Annotated in this window: 18 protein-coding genes; 9 read left to right on the top strand and 9 right to left on the bottom strand. The window is 67.9% G+C overall.

Going from position 1 to position 19,803, the window contains the following annotated elements; genetic code table 11:
* The first annotated feature begins 12 nt into the window (after positions 1 to 12).
* The 4 genes from MF407_RS15385 to MF407_RS15365 all read left to right on the top strand — a co-directional run bounded on the left by MF407_RS15385 (position 13) and on the right by MF407_RS15365 (position 5,549).
* Positions 13 to 1,515 (top strand): multicopper oxidase family protein, encoded by a 1,503-nt coding sequence (locus MF407_RS15385; RefSeq protein ID WP_165584943.1) that lies wholly within the window; start codon positions 13 to 15, stop codon positions 1,513 to 1,515.
* Entirely contained in the window at positions 1,515 to 2,426 is a 912-nt protein-coding gene (locus MF407_RS15380; RefSeq protein WP_239702824.1) for a F510_1955 family glycosylhydrolase, read from the top strand. Before MF407_RS15385 ends, MF407_RS15380 begins: the two co-directional genes overlap by 1 nt.
* 121 nt (positions 2,427 to 2,547) lie before the next feature.
* Entirely contained in the window at positions 2,548 to 2,826 is a 279-nt protein-coding gene (locus MF407_RS15375) for a hypothetical protein (protein WP_129627175.1), read from the top strand.
* A gap of 365 nt (positions 2,827 to 3,191) precedes the next feature.
* Positions 3,192 to 5,549: a heavy metal translocating P-type ATPase gene (locus MF407_RS15365; protein WP_239702823.1), complete on the top strand. Its 2,358-nt coding sequence runs from the start codon at positions 3,192 to 3,194 to the stop codon at positions 5,547 to 5,549.
* A gap of 358 nt (positions 5,550 to 5,907) precedes the next feature.
* Here MF407_RS15365 and MF407_RS15360 read toward each other — a convergent pair whose 3' ends face one another.
* Positions 5,908 to 7,251 carry an ISL3 family transposase gene (locus MF407_RS15360; RefSeq protein WP_239702822.1) on the bottom strand — a complete coding sequence of 448 codons (1,344 nt, stop codon included), beginning with the start codon at positions 7,249 to 7,251 and terminating at the stop codon, positions 5,908 to 5,910.
* A gap of 158 nt (positions 7,252 to 7,409) precedes the next feature.
* Between MF407_RS15360 and MF407_RS15355 the strand changes: the two genes are divergently transcribed.
* Both MF407_RS15355 and MF407_RS15350 read left to right on the top strand, forming a co-directional pair.
* Positions 7,410 to 7,865: a hypothetical protein gene (locus MF407_RS15355; protein WP_239702821.1), complete on the top strand. Its 456-nt coding sequence runs from the start codon at positions 7,410 to 7,412 to the stop codon at positions 7,863 to 7,865.
* Between the two features lie 65 nt (positions 7,866 to 7,930).
* Positions 7,931 to 8,578: a peptidoglycan-binding protein gene (locus MF407_RS15350; RefSeq protein ID WP_239702820.1), complete on the top strand. Its 648-nt coding sequence runs from the start codon at positions 7,931 to 7,933 to the stop codon at positions 8,576 to 8,578.
* A gap of 45 nt (positions 8,579 to 8,623) precedes the next feature.
* On the opposite strand, the gene MF407_RS15345 is transcribed toward MF407_RS15350, so the two are convergent.
* The 8 genes from MF407_RS15345 to MF407_RS15310 form a co-directional block, all read right to left on the bottom strand.
* The gene (locus tag MF407_RS15345; RefSeq protein ID WP_129627157.1) at positions 8,624 to 9,205 is read right to left on the bottom strand and encodes a TIGR03086 family metal-binding protein; all 582 of its coding nucleotides are present in this window, start codon (positions 9,203 to 9,205) and stop codon (positions 8,624 to 8,626) included.
* Positions 9,206 to 9,252: 47 nt separating this feature from the next.
* Entirely contained in the window at positions 9,253 to 9,585 is a 333-nt protein-coding gene (locus tag MF407_RS15340) for a VOC family protein (protein ID WP_129627154.1), read from the bottom strand.
* A gap of 68 nt (positions 9,586 to 9,653) precedes the next feature.
* Complete coding sequence (locus MF407_RS15335) at positions 9,654 to 10,142, bottom strand: cysteine hydrolase (RefSeq protein ID WP_129627151.1); 489 nt, start codon at positions 10,140 to 10,142, stop codon at positions 9,654 to 9,656.
* Complete coding sequence (locus MF407_RS15330; RefSeq protein ID WP_239702819.1) at positions 10,142 to 11,134, bottom strand: aldo/keto reductase; 993 nt, start codon at positions 11,132 to 11,134, stop codon at positions 10,142 to 10,144. The genes MF407_RS15335 and MF407_RS15330 overlap by 1 nt, the downstream gene beginning before the upstream one ends.
* Complete coding sequence (locus MF407_RS15325; RefSeq protein ID WP_205744797.1) at positions 11,131 to 11,607, bottom strand: MerR family transcriptional regulator; 477 nt, start codon at positions 11,605 to 11,607, stop codon at positions 11,131 to 11,133. Before MF407_RS15325 ends, MF407_RS15330 begins: the two co-directional genes overlap by 4 nt.
* A 141-nt stretch (positions 11,608 to 11,748) precedes the next feature.
* Positions 11,749 to 12,588, bottom strand: a complete 840-nt coding sequence (locus MF407_RS15320; RefSeq protein WP_129627148.1) for a chromosome condensation regulator — start codon at positions 12,586 to 12,588, stop codon at positions 11,749 to 11,751.
* A 128-nt stretch (positions 12,589 to 12,716) separates the two neighbouring features.
* Positions 12,717 to 13,550 carry an SDR family NAD(P)-dependent oxidoreductase gene (locus tag MF407_RS15315; protein WP_205744795.1) on the bottom strand — a complete coding sequence of 278 codons (834 nt, stop codon included), beginning with the start codon at positions 13,548 to 13,550 and terminating at the stop codon, positions 12,717 to 12,719.
* A gap of 40 nt (positions 13,551 to 13,590) precedes the next feature.
* Positions 13,591 to 15,801, bottom strand: a complete 2,211-nt coding sequence (locus MF407_RS15310; protein WP_239702818.1) for a heavy metal translocating P-type ATPase — start codon at positions 15,799 to 15,801, stop codon at positions 13,591 to 13,593.
* Positions 15,802 to 15,958: 157 nt separating this feature from the next.
* Between MF407_RS15310 and MF407_RS15305 the strand changes: the two genes are divergently transcribed.
* The 3 genes from MF407_RS15305 to MF407_RS15295 are packed head-to-tail and all read left to right on the top strand — an operon-like array spanning position 15,959 to position 18,465.
* Positions 15,959 to 16,669: a response regulator transcription factor gene (locus tag MF407_RS15305; RefSeq protein WP_141927172.1), complete on the top strand. Its 711-nt coding sequence runs from the start codon at positions 15,959 to 15,961 to the stop codon at positions 16,667 to 16,669.
* Between the two features lie 29 nt (positions 16,670 to 16,698).
* The gene (locus tag MF407_RS15300) at positions 16,699 to 17,769 is read left to right on the top strand and encodes an ATP-binding protein (protein WP_170221638.1); all 1,071 of its coding nucleotides are present in this window, start codon (positions 16,699 to 16,701) and stop codon (positions 17,767 to 17,769) included.
* A gap of 54 nt (positions 17,770 to 17,823) precedes the next feature.
* Positions 17,824 to 18,465, top strand: a complete 642-nt coding sequence (locus MF407_RS15295; protein WP_141927175.1) for a DUF305 domain-containing protein — start codon at positions 17,824 to 17,826, stop codon at positions 18,463 to 18,465.
* Positions 18,466 to 19,803 lie beyond the last annotated feature (1,338 nt).

The raw sequence follows: 19,803 nt of genomic DNA, 5'->3' as shown, positions 1-19,803 counted from the left end.
ATGAAAGGCATCATGACTTCGCCCCTGCTCTCCCGCCGCAACGTCCTCCTCGGCGGGCTCGGCCTGGCCTCGACCGCAACGTTGGCCGCCTGCACCTCCAGTTCGTCAGGGACGGGGGTTATGCCGTCGCGCACCTTCGGCCCCCCGACGCCAGTCTCCCCCTCACCGGGACAGAAGGTGCTCGAGAAGACGTTGACCGCCCGACCGGTCAGCCTTGACCTGGGCGGGCGGACGGTGGCGACGTGGGCCTACGACGGTGCGCTTCCCGGCCCGTTGGTGCGAGCGACCGCAGGTGACTTCCTGCGCCTCACGCTCGACAACCAGCTCCCCGCAGACACCACGATCCACTGGCACGGCATCCGACTGCCAAACGCCGCCGACGGCGTCCCCGGCCTCACCCAGGATCCGGTCAAGACCGGCGGCAAGTTCGTGTACGAGTTCACCGCCCCGGATCCGGGAACCTACTTCTTCCACCCCCACGTCGGGGTCCAACTCGACCGCGGCCTGTACGCCCCAATGATCATCGACGACCCCACCGACCCCGGCCGCTACGACGCCGAATGGGTTGTGGTTCTGGACGACTGGATCGATGGCACCGGCACCACCCCCGACGAGGTGTTCAAGAAGCTGATCGCCGACGGTGGCCCCGCCAACGGAGGCGGCATGGGCGGAATGGGTGGCATGGACCACGGCTCGATGAGTCGGATGTCGATGGGGACCGGACCCTGGGGTGACGCCGGCGACGTCACCTATCCGCTGTTCTTGATCAACGGCAAACCCCCGACCGACCCGGACGTGCTGGCCGCCAAGCCGGGCCAGAAGGTGCGGCTGCGGGTCATCAACGCGGCTTCCGACACCATCTTCACCGTGGCCCTTGGTGGGCACCGGCTCACCATCACCCACAGTGACGGGCACGCGGTCGAGCCCACCGAGGTGGGCGCCTTCTACATCGGGATGGGCGAGCGGTACGACGCCATCGTCACCCTCGCTGACGGCGCCTTCCCCCTTGTGGCCCGACCGTTCGGCAAGACCAGCGGCGGCCAGGCCATGGCCGTGGTCCGTACCGGCGCCGGCGCTGCTCCTCCGGTTGCCGCTGACCCCAGCGAGTTGGCTGGCCAGGTCCTCATCGGCTCACAGTTGCGCCCGACCGAAGCAGCCAAGCTGCCGGGCAAGGAGCCGGACGCCACCGTCGACCTGGCCCTGCAAGGCTCGATGAAGCCCTACCAGTGGGGCATGAACGGCGCCAAGTACGGCGAGAACGAGCCACTGACCGTCAGGGCTGGGCAACGGCTGCGGATCAACGCCACCAACATGACGATGATGACCCACCCGCTGCACCTGCACGGGCACACTTTCGCCCTGCCCTCGGGGCTGCGCAAGGACACCGTGCTGATGGCGCCCATGCAGTCCTTCGCGATCGACCTCGACGCCGACAACGCCGGCGACTGGATGATCCACTGCCACAACATCTACCACGCAGAAGCGGGCATGATGATCGCCCTGGAGTACCGCTGATGATCACCACCACCCGACGCCGCGTCCTCGTCGCAGGGGGCGTACTCGTGACCACGACGATTCTGGCCGCGTGTGGCGCCACGACCACACCCACCGGCAATACGACGTCCATCGCGACCCCCACCGTGGCCGGAGGAGGGTCAACCTCCACCGCATCAGCAGCCAACCAACCGCCGGTCGCGATCACCCACATCCACGCTGTCGCCCGCGACCCCAAGACCGGTGACCTACTCCTGGCCACCCACGAGGGACTCTTCCGCTACGCCAACGGCGAACTCCTACAGAACGGACCGGTCATCGACCTGATGGGTTTCACCGTCGCCCCGGACGGCACCTACTACGCCTCAGGGCACCCCGGCGCAGGCGTCGACCTGCCCCAGCCGGTCGGGCTCATCACCTCCACCGACTCCGGTCGCACGTGGCGCGTCAGCTCTCGAGGCGGAGAGTCCGACTTCCACGCCCTCACCTCAAGCCCAACCAGCGTGGTCGGCTTCGATGGCACTCTTCGCAGCACCACCGACGGCGAGACCTGGACCACCCGCACCATCCCGGCTGCCCCCCGCACCTTGGCCGCGTCACCGCAAACCGGAGCACTACTCGCCACCACCGAAACCGGGCTCCTCCACAGCACCGACGACGGCCGCTCCTGGAAGGGCCTGACCCCACCCGCGACGGCCCTGCTCGCTGCGTGGGCCGACGAGCAAACCATCGTGATCGCCACCACGAACGGCCAGATCGCGACCAGCAACGACACCGGAGCGACCTGGACCCTGCAACCCAAGCGCATCGGAGCTCCACAGGCCCTGTTCGCCCAACGCGGCACCGACGGCCAGATCGAAACCATCCTCGTCGCCGACGGCGCAGTACTGCGCACCGCCGACGGGGGCGCCACCGTCGAGAAGCTCTTGTGAAGCCCGCATAGACCTAGACCAGATCTTCACCGAACCACGACCCGAGGGCCACATCGACCTCGCAGGCTGAAAGCACCCGGGGACAGCCCCGAGCACCGCAACCGAGACCAAGGGAGCAGCCATGCAACAGCAGAACACCCCGAACCCGACCTACGCACCCCTCACCCCACCCGCCGAGCCGACCCCCACCGAGTCATCCCCCACTGAGCCCGGTCGCCGCAGCGGCCACCACTGGCTGATGTGGCTCATGTGCGTGCCCATGCTGCTGCTCGTGGGCACCTTGATCACGACCGGCCGGCTCGGCGCCGGCGGCCTGCTCTACGCAATGGGCTGCCTGCTCATGATGGGCGTGATGATGGCCTGGATGAACCACGGCACCAACCACGAGCACAAGCCGTGAGAACCCCAACCGCCCCACGACCCAACATCAGGGAATACCCCTAGGGGGTATGCTTGTTGGGAGGGCGTCACCTACAGAAGAGGCCAGACCTGATGAACTCCACCCAGACGTATGCCGTCACTGGAATGACCTGTGGCCACTGCGAGAGCAGCGTCCGCGACAAGGTCTCCGCACTGCCAGGCGTGCAAGCCTGACCGTCAGCGCCGCCACCGGCGAACTGATCATCACTACTAGTGGTCACGTCTCCGACGACGCTGTCGTCAGCGCCGTCGTCGAGGCGGCTACACCGCCCGCCGCAACTGACCCACGCCTAGCCGTGGCGACCACAACGGGCGGCACGAGTTCTGCCGGAGGAGAACCTGGACATGCAGCACGACCATGAGCACCACCAGAGCGTCACCAAGACCAGCCATTCCGTGACCGACCCTGTGTGCCGGATGCAGGTCGATCCCAACACGGCGCTGACCCTCGATCACGAGGGCACGCCATACCACTTCTGCTCTGAGCGTTGCCGCGACCGCTTCCAGGGCGACCCGGCCAGCTTCCTCACGCCCCCACAAGACTCCGACGACGCGGCCTCGCGCAACCAAGACGTGAACGAAGACGTTGCCGAGTGGACGTGCCCGATGCACCCCGAGATCCGCCGTCCCGGTCCTGGGTCGTGCCCGATCTGCGGGATGGCTCTCGAGCCGGTCACCGTCACCGCCGACACCGGTCCCAGCCCGGAACTTGCCGACATGACCCGCCGCTTCTGGGTCGCCACCGCCTTGACCATCCCGATCGTGATCCTCGAGATGGGCCGCCACTTCGTCCCCTTCCTGCATGACCTGATCTCCGCGCGTGCCTCCGTCTGGCTCCAACTCATCCTGGCAACGCCGGTGGTGCTGTGGGCCGGGTGGCCCTTCTTCGTGCGCGGCTGGGCCTCGGTCCGCACCCGCAACCTGAACATGTTCACCCTCATCGCGATGGGCACTGGAATCGCGTGGCTGTTCAGCGTCATCGCGACCGTCGCGCCCGGGATCTTCCCCGCCTCCTTCCGCGGCGACGCGGGCACCGTCGATGTCTACTTCGAGGCCGCTGCCGTCATCACCACCCTGGTCCTGCTCGGGCAAGTCCTCGAGCTGCGTGCCCGCGAACAGACCTCCGGAGCCATCAAGGCCCTGCTGGATCTGACACCGAAGACCGCCCGCCGCATCACGGACAGTGGCGACGAGGAAGAGATCTCTCTGGACACGGTCCAACTCGGGGACCGGCTGCGGGTCCGCCCCGGCGAGGCCGTGCCTGTCGACGGGACAGTCGAGGAAGGCCGCTCAGCAGTCGACGAGTCCCTGGTCACCGGGGAATCCATGCCCGTGACCAAGACAAGCGGAGACACCGTCATCGGCGGCACCATCAACGGCAGCGGCGCCCTGATCATGCGCGCCGAGAAGGTCGGCCGCGACACCATGCTCGCCCGGATCGTCGCCATGGTCGCCGACGCGCAACGCTCCCGCGCCCCCATCCAGCGCATGGCCGACAAAGTCGCTGGCATCTTCGTGCCGGCCGTCATCGTCATCGCCGTCGTCGCGTTCATCGTGTGGGCGCTGGTCGGACCCGACCCCAAACTCGCGCACGCGCTCATCGTCGCCGTCGCGGTCCTGATCATCGCCTGCCCCTGCGCGCTCGGGCTGGCCACTCCCATGTCGATCATGGTCGGCGTCGGACGCGGCGCGGGACTGGGTGTGCTCATCAAGAACGCCGAAGCCCTCGAGCGTATGGAGAAGGTCGACACACTCGTGGTCGACAAGACTGGAACGCTCACCGAGGGCCGGCCCACCGTCACCAACATCGTCACCACCAGCGAACACTCCCAGGACGACCTGTTGCGCCTCGCCGCCGGCGTCGAGCGTGCCTCCGAGCATCCGCTCGCCCTGGCCATCGTCGAAGCCGCCACCGCCCGGAGCCTGCCCATCCCCGACGTCACAGACTTCGACTCACCAGTCGGCCGCGGCGTCATAGGCACCGTCGAAGGACAGGTCCTGGTCCTCGGCAGCTCCGACTTCCTCGACTCCCACCACATCGACACCACCGGCCTCAAGGACCGTGCCGATGAGCTGCGCGGCGACGGAGCCACCGTCATCTACATGGGAGCCGATGGCCGGCTCGTAGGCCTCTTCGCGATCGCAGACCCCATCAAGGCCACCACGCCCGCCGCGCTAAAGACACTGCGGGAGGAAGGCATCCGGATCGTCATGCTCACCGGCGACAACCGCGTCACCGCCCACGCTGTGGCCAAGACGCTCGGCATCGACCAGGTCGAAGCTGAAGTCCTGCCCGACCACAAGAGCGACATCGTCACCAAGCTCCGGAGCGAAGGCCGCGTGGTCGCGATGGCTGGCGACGGCGTCAACGATGCCCCCGCACTGGCTGCCGCTGACGTGGGCATCGCGATGGGATCGGGCACCGACGTCGCCATGAAGAGCGCTGGAGTCACCCTCCTCAAGAGCGACCTCACCGGTATCGTCCGTGCACGCGAACTCTCCGAGAAAACCATGCGCAACATCCGACAGAACCTGTTCTTCGCGTTCGTCTACAACGCCCTCGGCATCCCCATCGCCGCCGGCGTCCTCTACCCCGTCTTCGGGCTCCTGCTCTCACCCATCATCGCCGCAGCCGCCATGGCCCTCTCCAGCGTCAGCGTCATCGCCAACGCCCTACGCCTCCGCGCACAAACCATCGACTGACCCTCAGCAAACTCGAGGACTGGCGCGTCAGTCCAGAAGCACCGTTACCGGACTGTCACCCCGACGACTGTTCGCAGGTCGTTCACGACGGCGAGCTGGCTGCGAGGAACGCGCTCTTCTGGCCTCATATAGGAGGTGACCTCTCCAGATCACTCGCGGGCGATCTTGCACGACCCCACCGAGCGGGCCGATCTCGGCAATGTACGCCGCACGACATCGTGCAGTCTTGGCTGCATCTCGACACGCAGTCCAGCTGTCGAGATGCAGCGAGGACTGACGATGACACGCCTTGAAGATTGACCAAATTGCATCGTCTCACTCGGCCCAGCCAATCTGGCTCTTCGCCGTTGAGCGTGGGTCATAGGTTCAGCCCGCCGCCGATGAGGAGCATGCGCAGGCGGTAGTTGTCGCGGTTGCGGAAGCCGCGGGCGATACGGCGGTGGAGTTCGATGAGCCCGTTCATGGCTTCGGTGCCGCCGTTGCTCGCGCCATGGGTGTCGAAGTAGCCGAGGAACTCGGTACGCCACTGCTTGAGGGTGCGGCCCAGGCGGGCGACCTCACCGATCGGGCAGGTGGTGAAGGTGTCCAGTACTTGTTCGGCGATCTTGCGGCCGGCCGCGTGCGTGGGCTGGTGGTACACGGATCGGACCTGCTGCGCGCACTGCCACGCGAGTTCAACCTCGACGTGCGCCTCGTGCGCGGTGAACGCCGCGGCGAGACGTGCGCGTTGCCGGTCGGTCAGGTTCTCCTGCCCGGCGCGCAGGATGTTCCGGATCCGGTACAACGGGTCGTCACGACGGCCTCGGTGCCCGTGGAGTTGCTGCTGAACCCGGCGGCGGACCTCATCGACCATGTGGGTGGCGAGCTTGACGACGTGGAACGCGTCCAGCACCGCGCGGGCGTCCTCGAGACGATCATCGATCGCGTTCTTGTACCCGTGGAACGGGTCCAACGTCGCGACCTGCACTCGGTCACGAAAGTCTTCGCCGCGGTCGGTGAGCCAGTCGGTGTACACCTTCCCGGACCGCCCCGGGACGAGGTCGAGCAGGCGAGTTCGGTTGTGCCCGTTGGCATCCGGGGTCAGGTCGACCATCCCGGTCAGTTCTTTCGGGCCACGGCCGCCGTGCTCGACTGGCTTGGTGCTGACGTGGTGCCAGACATGCTCGTCAACACCCAGGATCGTGACGCCGTCGAATCGGGCCGGGTCGTCGGCAGCTGCTTGCAGCAGGGGCCGGATCGATTCCCACACGGTGCGCCACCCCGTGCGCCACCCGGTGCCGAGCTGCCGGCGGATCCCGTTGACACTGGCGTGCTCACGTCGGATCTGAGCGATCGCCCACCAACACGCACGCGTGGTCAGCTTGGCCCGTGGCGCCGCAACCCGGTCGTCCTGTTCGACGAACACCGTGCGGGGACAGGAAGGTTCCAGGCATCGCCAGCGTCGCTTACGCCACCGCACTCGGACCGGTCGCCCGAAACAGGGTGCGTCGACCAAGGTCACCACGTCCCGGCCGTGCCCGATCGCGACCACCCCGCATGCCGGGCACCCGACCGGTCCTGGTGCTGACTCGACCGTCACGACCACCCGGCCGGCGGTGTCGTGCTCAACGCCGATCACGTGCAACCCGGGCAGATCAACGAGCAGGTCACACCGGTCGCAGTAGCCGCCGGCAGCGCCGCAGCAGAACGTAGGCTCATCCATGTCGAGGTCCTTGAGGTCAGGGAGGTAGAAGTCCTCTGATCCTCAAGGACCTCGACCCACACCCACCGCACCCCACTCGGCGCGCCGCCTACTCACCCACGCTCAACGGCGAAGAGCCAGTTGTGCCTCGATCACGAGGCACCGAAAGGGGATTCACGATGTCCGACCAGACCGCCGCACCCGCCCGCCGACGCGGTGCTCTCCCGACCCCGCGGCACGTGCTCGCCGCCGCCCGGGCGTTCGCGCCGCCGGTGGCCGCGCCGCTGCAGTTCCTCACTGTGCCGGCCCAGATTTCCATGTGGGGCAACGATGTTCACGGCGACTGCGTGACCGCCGAGGAGGCGTTCGCCAAGGCATGCCACAACCCGGAGATCTTCATCACCGACGCCGAGGTGATCGGCTGGGCGACCTCGCACGGTGTGCTCGAGGGTGCGTACCTGCCCGACGTACTCACCTGGATGCAGCACGACGGTTTCCGTCGCGGCAGCACCGTCTACGACGACGGCGCTCACCTCGCGGTCGACTGGACGAACGCGTCAGCGCTGCGCGGCGCGATCACCCAGGGCCCGGTGAAGATCGGTGTCGCGCCGACCAGCTCGACACCGCCTGGCTGACCACCGGCGGCAGCAACGGGTGGTTCGGCACGGGCTTCCAGCCCGACTCGAACGAGGACCACTGCGTGTCGCTGTTCGGCTACGGCACGACCGGTTGGCTCGCGTCGCAGTTGCACGTGGCCGTGCCCGCAGGTGTCGACCCGAACGCACCCGCGTACGCGTTGTTCACCTGGAACTCGATCGGCATCATCGACCACCCGTCGATGGTCAACATCACCCACGAGGCGTGGGTGCGGCAGCCGACGACGGTGGTCCCGAGCAACCTGCAGCCGTGGCCCGTGCTGCGCCGCGGCGCGAACGGTCATCCTGTGCCGACGCTGCAGCGTCTGCTCAACGCGCACGGTGCGACCTTGACCGCCGACGGCTCGTTCGGTGCGCTGACCGACGCAGCGGTGCGGCACTTCCAGCAGGGTGCCGGTCTCGCCGTCGACGGCATCGTCGGCCCGATCACCTGGTCGCACGTGATCATCACGTGCCGGTCGGGCAGCCGCGGCTCGGCCGTCAAGGGAGTGCAGGTGGAGATCAACTTCCGCAACCTGTCGGGCAACCCGGCCACCGAACTCGCGGTCGACGGGCAGTACGGCCCACTCACGCAGAGCGCGGTGCGGGCCTTCCAGCAGGCGGTGCACGCCGACGTCCCGAACATCACGGCGGACGGCGTGTGCGGCACCCTCACCTGGCAGGCGCTGGTCAGCGGAATGCTGGCGGGCTGATCGCTTGTGCCGCAACGGGGCTCGGGGCCGTGCCGGCTCCGAGCCCTAGGCCTGCCACTGCGGGTCGCGCCCGGCCCGCGCGAGCACCCGGTCTAACTCGGTGGCGTCGTCGCCGACCTCCACCGCCGGACCGAAGATGCCCGGCGTGCCGCCGGTGTCGAAGCCCTGCACGTAGCCCGACAGGACGGCGAGCGTCGCGTCGTCGACGTCGAAGTTCTGGCCGGTGGCCTTGGCGAGATCCCACCCGTGCAGCGTCACTTCACCGAGGGCGACCAATCCCATGACCTCGGCGGGCAACTCGACTCCGCCGGCCCTGGTCATGCCGTCCCATGCGTCGGGCGCGACCCAGGCCTGCGCGAGGGCGTCGGCGCGGGCCGGGATCTGCTCGCGCCAGCCGGACGGCGCCTCGGGCCAGCCGCCCGCGTCCGGGTTGGTGTCGGTGAGCGGACCGAAGTCCTTGTCGGCGGCGGCACGGAAAGCCGCGGTGAGGCCGTCGATGTGGGCGAGCAACTGGGAGACGGTGCGCCCTTCGCACGGCGTGGGCCGCGCGAGGTGATCATCGGTGACTCCGTCGAGCAGACCGGTGAGGCGGTGGGCGGACGGGAGCAGGTCGGGCCGAGTGTCCATGACGCCCACGCTCCCACAGCGAGCACGATCGCAACAGGCCTCGCGGTTCAGCCGCCGACGCCGATCTCGTTGCCGTCGGGGTCGCGGTAGATGGTCTTGCGCACCCCGTTGTCGTACATCTCCTGCGACTCCGGCTCGACACCGCGCGCGGTTGCTTCCTGCACGAACCGGTCGAGGTCGTCGACGAACAGGGTGACCATCGAGTGCCCCGCCTGCTCGGGGCGGACGTCGACGTAGAGGTGCCTATGTTCGGCGATGGTCCAGACCCATTCGTCGCTGTTCGGCTCGAACGACTCGACCTCGCCCAGCAACCGGTCGAACCACTCGACGGCACGGTCGCGGTCACTCACGGCGACACCGGCGAAGAGGTCGGCTTCCATCCGTCGATGCTCCCACCGTCGACCGGCGCGCGGTCAGCCGACGCATCCTCGAATCCGCGCGGATTCGGTCAGCGCGCGGCCGGAGCGACTCGGATGCCCTCGGCGCGCATCGCCGCCAGCGCACGATCGTGATCGCGGAGGGTCGACGACGCGCACGCATCACCCACCACGGTCACGTCGTAACCGAGTCGATGAGCCGAGATTGCGGCGACGAAAACGCCGTGGTCGGTGAGCAGTCCGTCGATGACGACATTGCGGACGGCGCGCAGTTGCAGGTTGGCATGCAGGTCAGGGTTGTCGAACGCGTTGCGCGTCGCCTTGCTGAGCACGATGTCGCCGGGCTCGGGCGCCAGCGCCGGGTCGAACGCGGCGTCGCGACTCGTCGGATCGGCCCTCGGTCCGTCACCAGCATCGAGGTAGCGCAGGCAGAACACCGACGCGCCCTGTGCTCGCCAATGGTCCCTGGTGGCTCTTGCCCGTTTCGTCACTGTGCGGTCGTGCGCGAGGTCGACGATCCAGCCTTGGAAGTCGACCTCGAGCAGCGCCGTAGCGCCCATCAGTAGCGCGATCCCGTTGCTGCCGGCAGGTTGTCCAGCGACTGCAGGTCTTGCTCCGTCAGGTCGATCGCGGCCGCGGCCAGGTTTTCGTCGAGTCGGCCGAGCTTCGTCGTGCCGGGGATCGGGATCACGTGTTCGCCCTGCGCCAACACCCACGCGAGCGCGATCGTCGCCGGGCTGCAGGAGTGCCGGCGCGCGACGTCCCGTACGACCTCGACGATGCGCTCGTTCTGGCGCGCGCTGTCACCCGAGAAGCGCGGCAGACCTGCTCGAAAATCGTTGTCGGGCAACGTATTCACGTCGAGCTTGCCCGTGAGGAAGCCGCGTCCGAGTGGGGAGAACGGCACGAAGACAGCGTCGTGATCGGCACACCACGAGACGACATCGCCGCTGCTCGCGCCGTCGGAGTTCGTGCCCTCACCCAGCGCGTCGCGGGTCCAGAGCGACAGCTCCGACTGGACCGCCGCCACCGGGTGGAGCCGGTGGGCCAGGTCGGCCTGCTCGACCGTGACCTCGCTCAGACCGATCGCCGCCACCTTCCCGGACGCCTCCGCGTCGGCAAGAGCACCCCAGCTCTCCTCGAGCGGAACGGAGCGGTCGACCCGGTGCAGGTAATAGAGGTCGATCCGGTCGACGCCGAGGCGCTCCAGGCTGGCATCGATCGCGGCGCGCAGATGGTCGGGTCGGCCGTTGCGCTCGAGGTGCGGCTTGCCGTCGACGTAACTGGAGACGAGCCCACCCTTGGTCGCGACGATCGCCTCGTCGCGGCGTCCGGCGATTGCTTGCCCGACGAGTTGCTCGTTGTGGCCGGCCGCGTAGGCGTCGCTGGTGTCGAGCAGGGTGATCCCGCGGTCGAGCGCGCCGTGGATCACGACGGCGGCCGCGCGCGGGTCGGCCGACTCGGGCGTGTTGTAGGCCCACGACATGCCCATGCAGCCGAGACCGATCGCAGCCGTGTCGCGACTCAAGGCGGGAATTCGCCTGGTGTTCAAGAGATCTCCTTGGTGAGTGTGCGGTCGGTGGAGCGTTGGAGTCGGCGCACCGACGCCGCAACGGGACGGTTGTCGCAGTCGAGGCCGGCGTCGATCAGCTGCCGATAGTGGTCGACCTTGGCGTCGAGAGCGGCCAGCGCTTCGTCGATCTCGCGGCGGCGCGATTCCAGGCGTTCGCGCGACTCCTGCAGGACGTCGATGCGACGGCCGTGACTCGCAGCGCCCTCGGCGATCAACGCGACGAACTCCTTCATCAGCGAGGTCGGCATACCGGTCGCACGCAGTGCGGCCAGCAACCGGACGAGGTCACGGTCACGACCGCTGTAGGCGCGCCGTCCGTCGACGCCGCGACCGACCGGCGGCAGCATGCCTTCCTTCTCGTACCAGCGCAGCGTGTCCGGGGTCAGACCCGACATCTGCGCCATCTCCGCGATGCCGATCTCTCGGTCTTCGGTTGCCTCGACGAGCTCCATGCGTCGAACGTACGTGCTGGAGTGCACTCCAGCGCAAGTAACCTGCAGCGCCCATACCCTGGATTCGGCGCGACAGGTGGCCGCTTGTGCCCGGCGCAAACGACCATCTGTCGCGCGGATTCGGTGAGGAGGGCGGGCGGGTCAGGGCAGGCGCAGGTCGGTCCACCCCGCCACGTCGCACCGGCCGTCATCTCCGCAGCCGGCCGCGAGCGCGGTGCCGTCGCTGCGCCGGCCGATGGTGTGCTGCGATCCGGCGGCGATCGCGACGATGCCGGTCCAGTCGCCGACGTCGCACTGCCCGGCGCTGTTGTCACCGGCCGCGACGACGCGTCCGGACGATGTGAGTGCGACGCAGTGGTGGCTGCCGGCTGCGATCGCGGTGACGTCGCGCCACTCGTGCACCTCGCGCAAACCGGCCGACGGAGCGCCCGCGGCCACCACGCGACCGGCTCGAGTGAGTCCGAGGGTGTGCAGGTAGCCGGCTGCCACTGCGGCCAGGTCGCGCCACGTCTCGACCGCGCACTGTCCGCGGCGGTCGGCGCCGACGGCGACCGCCGAGCCGTCGGACCGTAGCCCCACCGAATGCCAGTCGCCGCACGACGCAGCCACGATGTCGGCCCAGTCGTCGACATCGCATGCGCCTTCGTCGCGGCGTCCGGTGGCTCGGACGGTGCCGTCGGCCAGCACCGCGAGCGTGCGCCGCCATCCGGCCGCGACACCGACGACGTTCGACCAGAAACCCACATCGCACTGGCCGTCGCCGTTCCAACCGGTGGCGCGCACCGTGCCGTCGGCGATCAGCCCGACGGTGTGCGACCGCCCGGTGTTGCGGAAGGTGTGCACGTTGCCGGCGGCGACGGCTTGCACGGTGGTCCAGTCGCCGACGTCGAGCTCACCGGCTCCCCCGTGCCCGACGGCCAGCACGGTTCCGTCGCGGCGCACGCCGACCGAGTGGCGGCATCCGACGGCGATGGTGGTCACCACTCGATCCTGTCAGCCGGCCGCAGCCACCCTCGAATCGGCGCGACAGATGGTCGCTTTCGACCGGCACAAGCGACCATCTGTCGCGCGGATTCGGTCAGGAGGGCAGCGGTCGAGGTCGGCGAGTGTCAGGCCGAGCCGCTCGGTGCGATCCACCCGGCGGTCACGCCCTGCACGCGGCTGCCGTCGAGGTCGGCGAGCGAGATGCTGGCGAACCGTTCGGCGGCCTCGGAGGTCTGCCAGCGGAAGCGGTAGGTGTCGGAGGTCGCGGCGTCGGCGATGGCGCGTCCGGCGTCGGCGGCCTGCTGTGCGGCGGCGAACGACACCTTGGTGCGGGCCAGGTAGGCGTCGAGCAGCGCGGCGTACGGCCCCTCGCTCGCGGTGCGGGCGGCGTTGTCGACGAACGAGCTGGCGACCGCGGCCGGTTCGACGACGCTCACCCAGACGCCGACCTCGCGGGCGACGACGGCGAGCGACTGCATGAAGCCCTCGACCGCGAACTTCGCCCCGCAGTAGGCGTCGGCGAACGGCTGACCCACCACGCCGCCGACGCTGGTGACGGTGAGGATGCGCCCCTGTCCGCGCTCGCGCATGGCGGGCAGCACCGCCTTGGTGAGGCGCACCGGGCCGAGGTAGTTGACCGCGAGTTGGGCTTCGATCTCGTCCATCGTGAGGTCTTCGGCGGTGCCGACGCAGCCGCGTCCGGCGTTGTTGATCAGCACGTCGATGCCGTCGTGTTCGGCGGCGATGGCCGCGAGGCGGTCGCCCGCGGCGGGGTCGGTGACCTCGAGTTCGGCGATGCTCACCGACACCCCGGCTTCGTCGGCGGCCTCGAGCAGAGCGCTCGCGCGGGCGGTGTCACGCACCGTGCCGACGACGTCGAGGCCGCGCTTGGCCAACTCGACAGCGGCGAACAGACCCATCCCGGACGACGCTCCGGTGACGACTGCGGTGGTGGTCACGCGAACTCCTCGAGCCGGGCGGGTGCGGACTCCGATCAACCTAGTGCCGCGCGGCCGCCTCCGGCTGGTGCTTCTGGGGCGCCGTCGAGCCGGGGCGCAGGTCGAGCCTGCGCAGCAGCTGAGCGTTGAGCGCGACCACGACCGTCGAGGCCGACATCAGCAATGCCCCGACCGACATCGGCATCACGAAACCGATGGGCGCGAGCACACCGGCCGCGAGCGGCACGGCGACCAGGTTGTAACCGGCGCCCCACGCGAGGTTCTGCACGCTCTTGCGGTACGTCGCACGCGACAGCTCGATCACCGACAGCACCGAGCGCGGATCGTCGGACGCCAGGATGATGCCCGCCGAACCGATCGCCACGTCGGTGCCGGCACCGATCGCGATGCCGACGTCGGCCGTGGCCAGTGCGGGCGCGTCGTTGACGCCGTCGCCGACCATGGCGACCTTCCGTCCCTCGCCCTGCAACTCGGCCACCTTCGACGCCTTGTCCTCGGGGCGGACGCCGGCGAAGACTCGGTCGATGCCGAGCTCGGCGCCCACGGAGTGCGCGACCGCCTCGGCGTCGCCGGTGATCATGACGACCTGCACACTGCGCTCGTGCAGCGCTTGCACCGCGGTGCGCGACTCTTCGCGGATCTCGTCGGCCAGGCGCAACGCACCGGCCACCGCACCGTCGACGACGACGTGCAGGATGATCGCGCCCTCCTCGCGCCAGTCGTCCGCGACGGCGAGTTCGTCGCCGCCGATCTGATCGAGCAGGGCCGGCCCACCGACGCGGACGGTGCGTCCGTCGACGTCCGCCGACACTCCGACTGCGGGGTGGGAGGTGAAACCGTCGGCCTTCGGCACGGTGAGCTCGTGCTGCTCGGCGGCCCGCACGATCGCGTGGGCGAGTGGGTGTTCGGAGTCGGCCTCGGCCGCCGCAGCCAGCGCCAACAGGTCGTCGGCGGAGAGCGGTTGCAAGTCGGCGGGCTGCACAGCGGTGACCGTCGGCTGGCCCTTGGTGAGCGTGCCGGTCTTGTCGAAGAGGACGGTGTCGACCGAACGCATCGACTCCATCGCGAGGCGGTCCTTCACCAGCACGCCGGCGCGCGCGGCGCGCTCGGTGGCGATCGAGATCACCAACGGAATGGCCAGGCCGAGAGCGTGCGGGCAGGCGATGACGAGCACGGTGATCGTGCGCACGACGCCGTCGTCGGGCAGGCCAACGAGGGCCCACACCACGAAGGTGATCAGGGCCGAGCCGAGCGCGAACCAGAACAGCCAACCGGCAGCCGTGTCGGCCAGCCGCTGCGCCCGCGAACCCGACGCCTGTGCGTCGGCCACCAACTTCTGGATGCCGGCGAGCGTCGTCCGGTCGCCCGTCGCCGTCACCTCGACCCGCAGACCGGAGTCGGTCGCGATCGTGCCGGCCACCACCGCGTCGCCGACCTCGCGGCGCACGGTGCGCGACTCACCGGTGATCATCGCTTCGTCCATCGCCGCCGAACCCTGCACGACGCGTCCGTCGGCCGGCACGCTGCCGCCCGGGCGGACGACGACGATGTCGCCGGCCCGCAGGTCGGACGGCGAAACGGTGGAGATCTCGTCGCCGTCGACACGCTCGGCCTCGTCGGGCAGCAACGCCGCGAGCGAGTCGAGAGCCGACGTCGTGCGGGCCAGCGACCGCATCTCGATCCAGTGACCCAGCAGCATGATCACGACCAGCAGCGCGAGCTCCCACCAGAAGTCGAGATGGTGCGGCAGCAGCCCGAGAGTCGCGCCCCACGACGCAACGAACGCGACCGTGATCGCCAGCGCGACGAGCAGCATCATGCCGGGCTGACGCGCCTTGACCTCGCCGACGGCACCGGTCAGGAACGGCCGCCCGAACCACACATAGAGGACGGTGCCGAGCACCGGCGGGGCGGCGTCGATCAGGACGTTGTGCGGCAGGTCGTAGCCGACGAGGTCGGCGAACATCCGCGACAGGAGAACGGTGGGAATCGCAACGACGAGCGAGCCCCAGAAGAGCCTCCGGAACATCGCGACATGGTCGCCGTGACCGCCGTGACCGCCGTGACCGCCGTGACCGCCGTGACCGCCGTGACCGCCGTGACCGCCGTGACCGCCATGGCCGCCATGCCCAGCGTGGTCGGCATGCCCAGCGTGACCGGCGTGTTCTTGGCTCGACTGCTCGGCACTGACGGCGCCGTGGTGTTCATGGCCGGCGTTCTGCGGTTCCGTACTCATGTCATCCTCTCGCATAATACCCCCTGGGGGTATTTGGTCATGGCTCGTGCAACCAACGACCGCTCGACACCGTTCCCGAGAACCATGGAGATTTCACGAAGATCGTGTGACGTGTCGATCGCTTCGGCACGGTCCTTCCCCCACGGACCCGACCGTGGTCGAGACTGGCCCGATGAAGGCGCCCCCGAATGACCACCGGACGCGGGTTCTCGTCGTTGACGACGAAAAGGCCCTGGCCGGCATGATCGCCAATTACCTCGATCGCGCAGGGCATCGGGTGCGCGTGGAACACACCGGCACCGACGCCGTCTCGGCCGCGCGCGACTGGGTGCCCGATGTCATCGTTCTCGATCTCGGGCTGCCCGGCCTGGACGGCGTCGAGGTATGTCGTCGGGTGCGCACCTTCTCGGACTGCATGGTCTTGATGGTCACCGCTCGGGACGACGAGACCGACACCCTGATCGGCCTCTCGGTGGGCGCCGACGACTACATGACCAAGCCTTTCAGCGTCCGCGAACTGGTCGCACGAGTGGGTGTGCTCCTGCGTCGTCCGCGCGGTGCATCCACACAAGTCGCGGCAACGCTGCGACTGGGCGACCTCACCGTCGACACTCACGCGCGCGAGGTACGCCTCGCCGACTCGCAGATCCAACTCACTCGCACCGAATTTGACTTGCTCGCAACGTTCTTGGGCCAACCACGACGTGCGTTCGACCGCCGAGCGCTCATCGAAGCCATCTGGGGCGTGGACTGGGTGGGCGATGAGCACCTCGTCGACACCCACATCGCGCACCTGCGTCGAAAGCTGGGCGACGACGCGTCCAATCCACGCTTCATCGAAACGGTGCGCGGCGTCGGTTACCGAGCGGGCAGCGGATCATGAGGACTGTCGGCAGCCGATCTCGAAGCCTGGTGACCTGGCTGCTGATCGCTCAGGCCGTTGTCCTGTGTGTCACTGCGGTCGTCGCCACGGTGGCCGCCGCGGTGATCGGCCCGCCCCTGTTCCATGAACATCTGCATCTCGCCGGATCCGACACCTCGGGGTCCACCTTCGACCACGTCGAGGAGGCATTCCGGTCCGCGGGGCTCCTCACCTTGGGGGCCGCACTCCTCGCAGCCATCGCTGCCGCCGGCCTGGTCACCGTCGTCCTCGGCCGACGACTGACCGGCCCACTGCAGGACCTCGCCTCAGCCGCCACGCGTCTCGCGGACGGCCACTACGGGGCAACGGTCGCGCAGCCGACCCGCCTGAGCGAGCTTGCTGCGGTCGGCACAGCGTTCAATCGAATGTCGGCCCAGCTCGCCAGCACCGAGCAGGTGCGCCAGCAGATGCTCTCCGATCTCGGCCACGAGTTACGCACACCGCTCGCCACGATTCAGGTCTACCTCGACGCGGCCGACGACGACGTGACGAGCGGTCACGAACTCACGGCCGTGCTGCGCGAACAGGTGACCCGTCTCGACCGGCTCACGAGAGATATCAACGCAATCTCGCGGGCGGACGAATCCGCGATCACCCTCGAACGCAACCCGATCGACGTCGCCGAGCTGCTCGCTTCGGTCACTGGCCCTCGCCAAGAACACCTCAGAGCGCGCGGCCTCACGCTGGACGTGTCCGCGCCGTCCGGGACGACGCTACGCGGCGATCGCCTGCGCCTGCAGCAGGTGCTGACGAACCTGCTCGACAACGCGGAGCGACACACGGCGGACGGCGGACGAATCCGGGTCACCGTCCGACCCGAGCCCCAGGCAGTGTCGATCGAGGTGGCCGACGACGGCGACGGCATCGGCGAGGAGCACCTGGCGCACGTTTTCGAACGGTTCTACCGCACCGACACCGCGCGCGACCGAGACCACGGAGGCGCGGGCATCGGCCTCGCGATCTGTCGTTCGGTGGTGCTCGCGCACGGCGGGTCGATCACGGCGCACAGCAACGGGTTCGGCACGGGCGCACGCTTTCGGATCACCCTGCCAACTCCATGAAAGCTCCATAGAACCTCGACCCGCACGTCAGATCGGTGGACGAGTCTTGTTGGTATGAAACACCTTTCGACGATCACCCTCGCCGGCGCCGCCGTGCTCGCACTCACGCTCACAGCATGCGGAAGCGACGACAGCAGCCACTCCGCGGGGCACGGATCGATGATGTCCTCGGCCGCGTCACCGGCGACTGCAGCCGGCAGGCAAGGTGACATCAGGTTCGCGCAGCAGATGATCCCGCACCACCGCCAGGCGGTGCAGATGGCCGACATGGCGCTCAACCGGCAGGGCGTCTCGGCCGACGTCACCCGCCTCGCGGCCGCCATCAAGAAGGCACAGGATCCCGAGATCAACACGATGACCGGGTGGCTGAAGTCGTGGGGCGCGACCGTGCCGACCGGCGGCGATCACTCGGGCCACGACATGAGCAGCATGAACGGCATGAGCGGCACGGGCGACATGACCGGAATGATGTCGCAACAGGACATGGACATGCTCGGCAAGGCGACAGGCCCGGCGTTCGACCGGATGTGGCTGACGATGATGGTCAAGCACCACCAAGGCGCGGTCACGATGTCGTCGGACGTCAAGAAGACCACCGACAACCCGGAGGTCAGCAGCCTTGCCGACTCGATCATCAAGGCTCAGAACGCCGAGATACGCACGATGCAGGACTTGCTGAAGACCCCCGCGGCCTGAGCTCTTGCGGATGGATCCGACCAGCAGGCAACCACCTTCGTGACCTAGGCAGCCAGTCGCGCCTTGCGCTTGTCGTAGGCCCAGCCCGGCCCGCGCAGCAGGTACGACCAGCGGTCGGCCCAGTTGTCGGCGGAGCTGACATCGGCGAACATGTCGGCCCACTCGTGACCGGCGATGCGCAGCGGGTTGAAGGTGTCGATGTTGGTGGTGCCCTGACAAGTGCGTCAAGCGGCCCGGTTCTGTCGGCCCGCAAGACGGAATCCGGATCATGTTCGACACCGTCCGCCACGAGAGTTTTCAACTGATCGCCGACGTTTCTCGTCCATGCCTGGCCGGAATCGGAGAAATAGTCTTTCATTCTCGCTGTACACTTCTTTGCCGGGTGGGTGACACCCGCGCGAAGCACAACATTGAACCGTTCAAAAATCAGTTCACCAAAATACTCCTCTACGAAAAGATCTTCCATTTCGGACTCGTTCATTCCAACAACGGAGACCACTGTGGCGTCTTGGTGCCTGAATCCCGGTTCCTTCTCCAAGGCCTCCAATGCTTTGCGACCAGCCCCGTCGTTATCCAGCAATGCATGTACACGGCACACACCGTCGTAGTACAGTCGATACTGATAGGCGACATTGGGGGCGCCAGTAGTGCACTCGATCCTCAGTGTCCCATTACTCAGTGCGGATGAAATCGCCTTACTGCGACGATTCAAGAATGTCGTGATGATGCGCTTGTCACCGTACCCCTCCACCAACAACACGACATTGGCAGATTGCAGATTGTCCGCAACTCGAACACCTAGAACATCACGAATCTGAGTCAGTGATGTCGCTTGCACCGCGCGGTTCTCTTGGATGATGATGTTCCCCGAGACATCACCCCGACCGACGAGCAAAGGACTGTGCGTTGTGATGACGACCTGCTGCTCTTGCGCAATCTCATCAAGGACCTTTCGGAGCTCGTGAACGGCCTTGGGTCGGTCGGGAGTCGGCGGCGTGCTCGACGATTTCCGACCGACCGGCTGAACCGTCCCAGCAGATGCCCAGACGACCAATCCCCGTCCCCGCTCCAGCAGTCGACGACATCGACTACCCGTGCACCTACCCGTGAGCTCACAGGCTGTACGCCCGAGTAACTTTACATAACTACTGCCGCGCCGATCGCCATGTTCCTGACCTGCAGAAACATCGCGACCCCTTGTCAGCGAGAACAGTTCTCACCTCGAACAAACTTCCAAGTTGTGCGATTCTCGATGCCAAAACGACCTGAAAACTGCCCCTACTTTGATCAAACCCCGATTCGACCAATGTTCGCTGCATCTCGACAGCAGCAGCAGGT

It is taken from the genome of Yimella sp. NH-Cas1 (assembly GCF_022359705.1).
Lineage (GTDB): Bacteria > Actinomycetota > Actinomycetes > Actinomycetales > Dermatophilaceae > Yimella > Yimella lutea.
The sequence above is the reverse complement of the archived record's forward strand: the minus strand, read 5'-3'. Positions and strand labels throughout refer to the sequence as shown.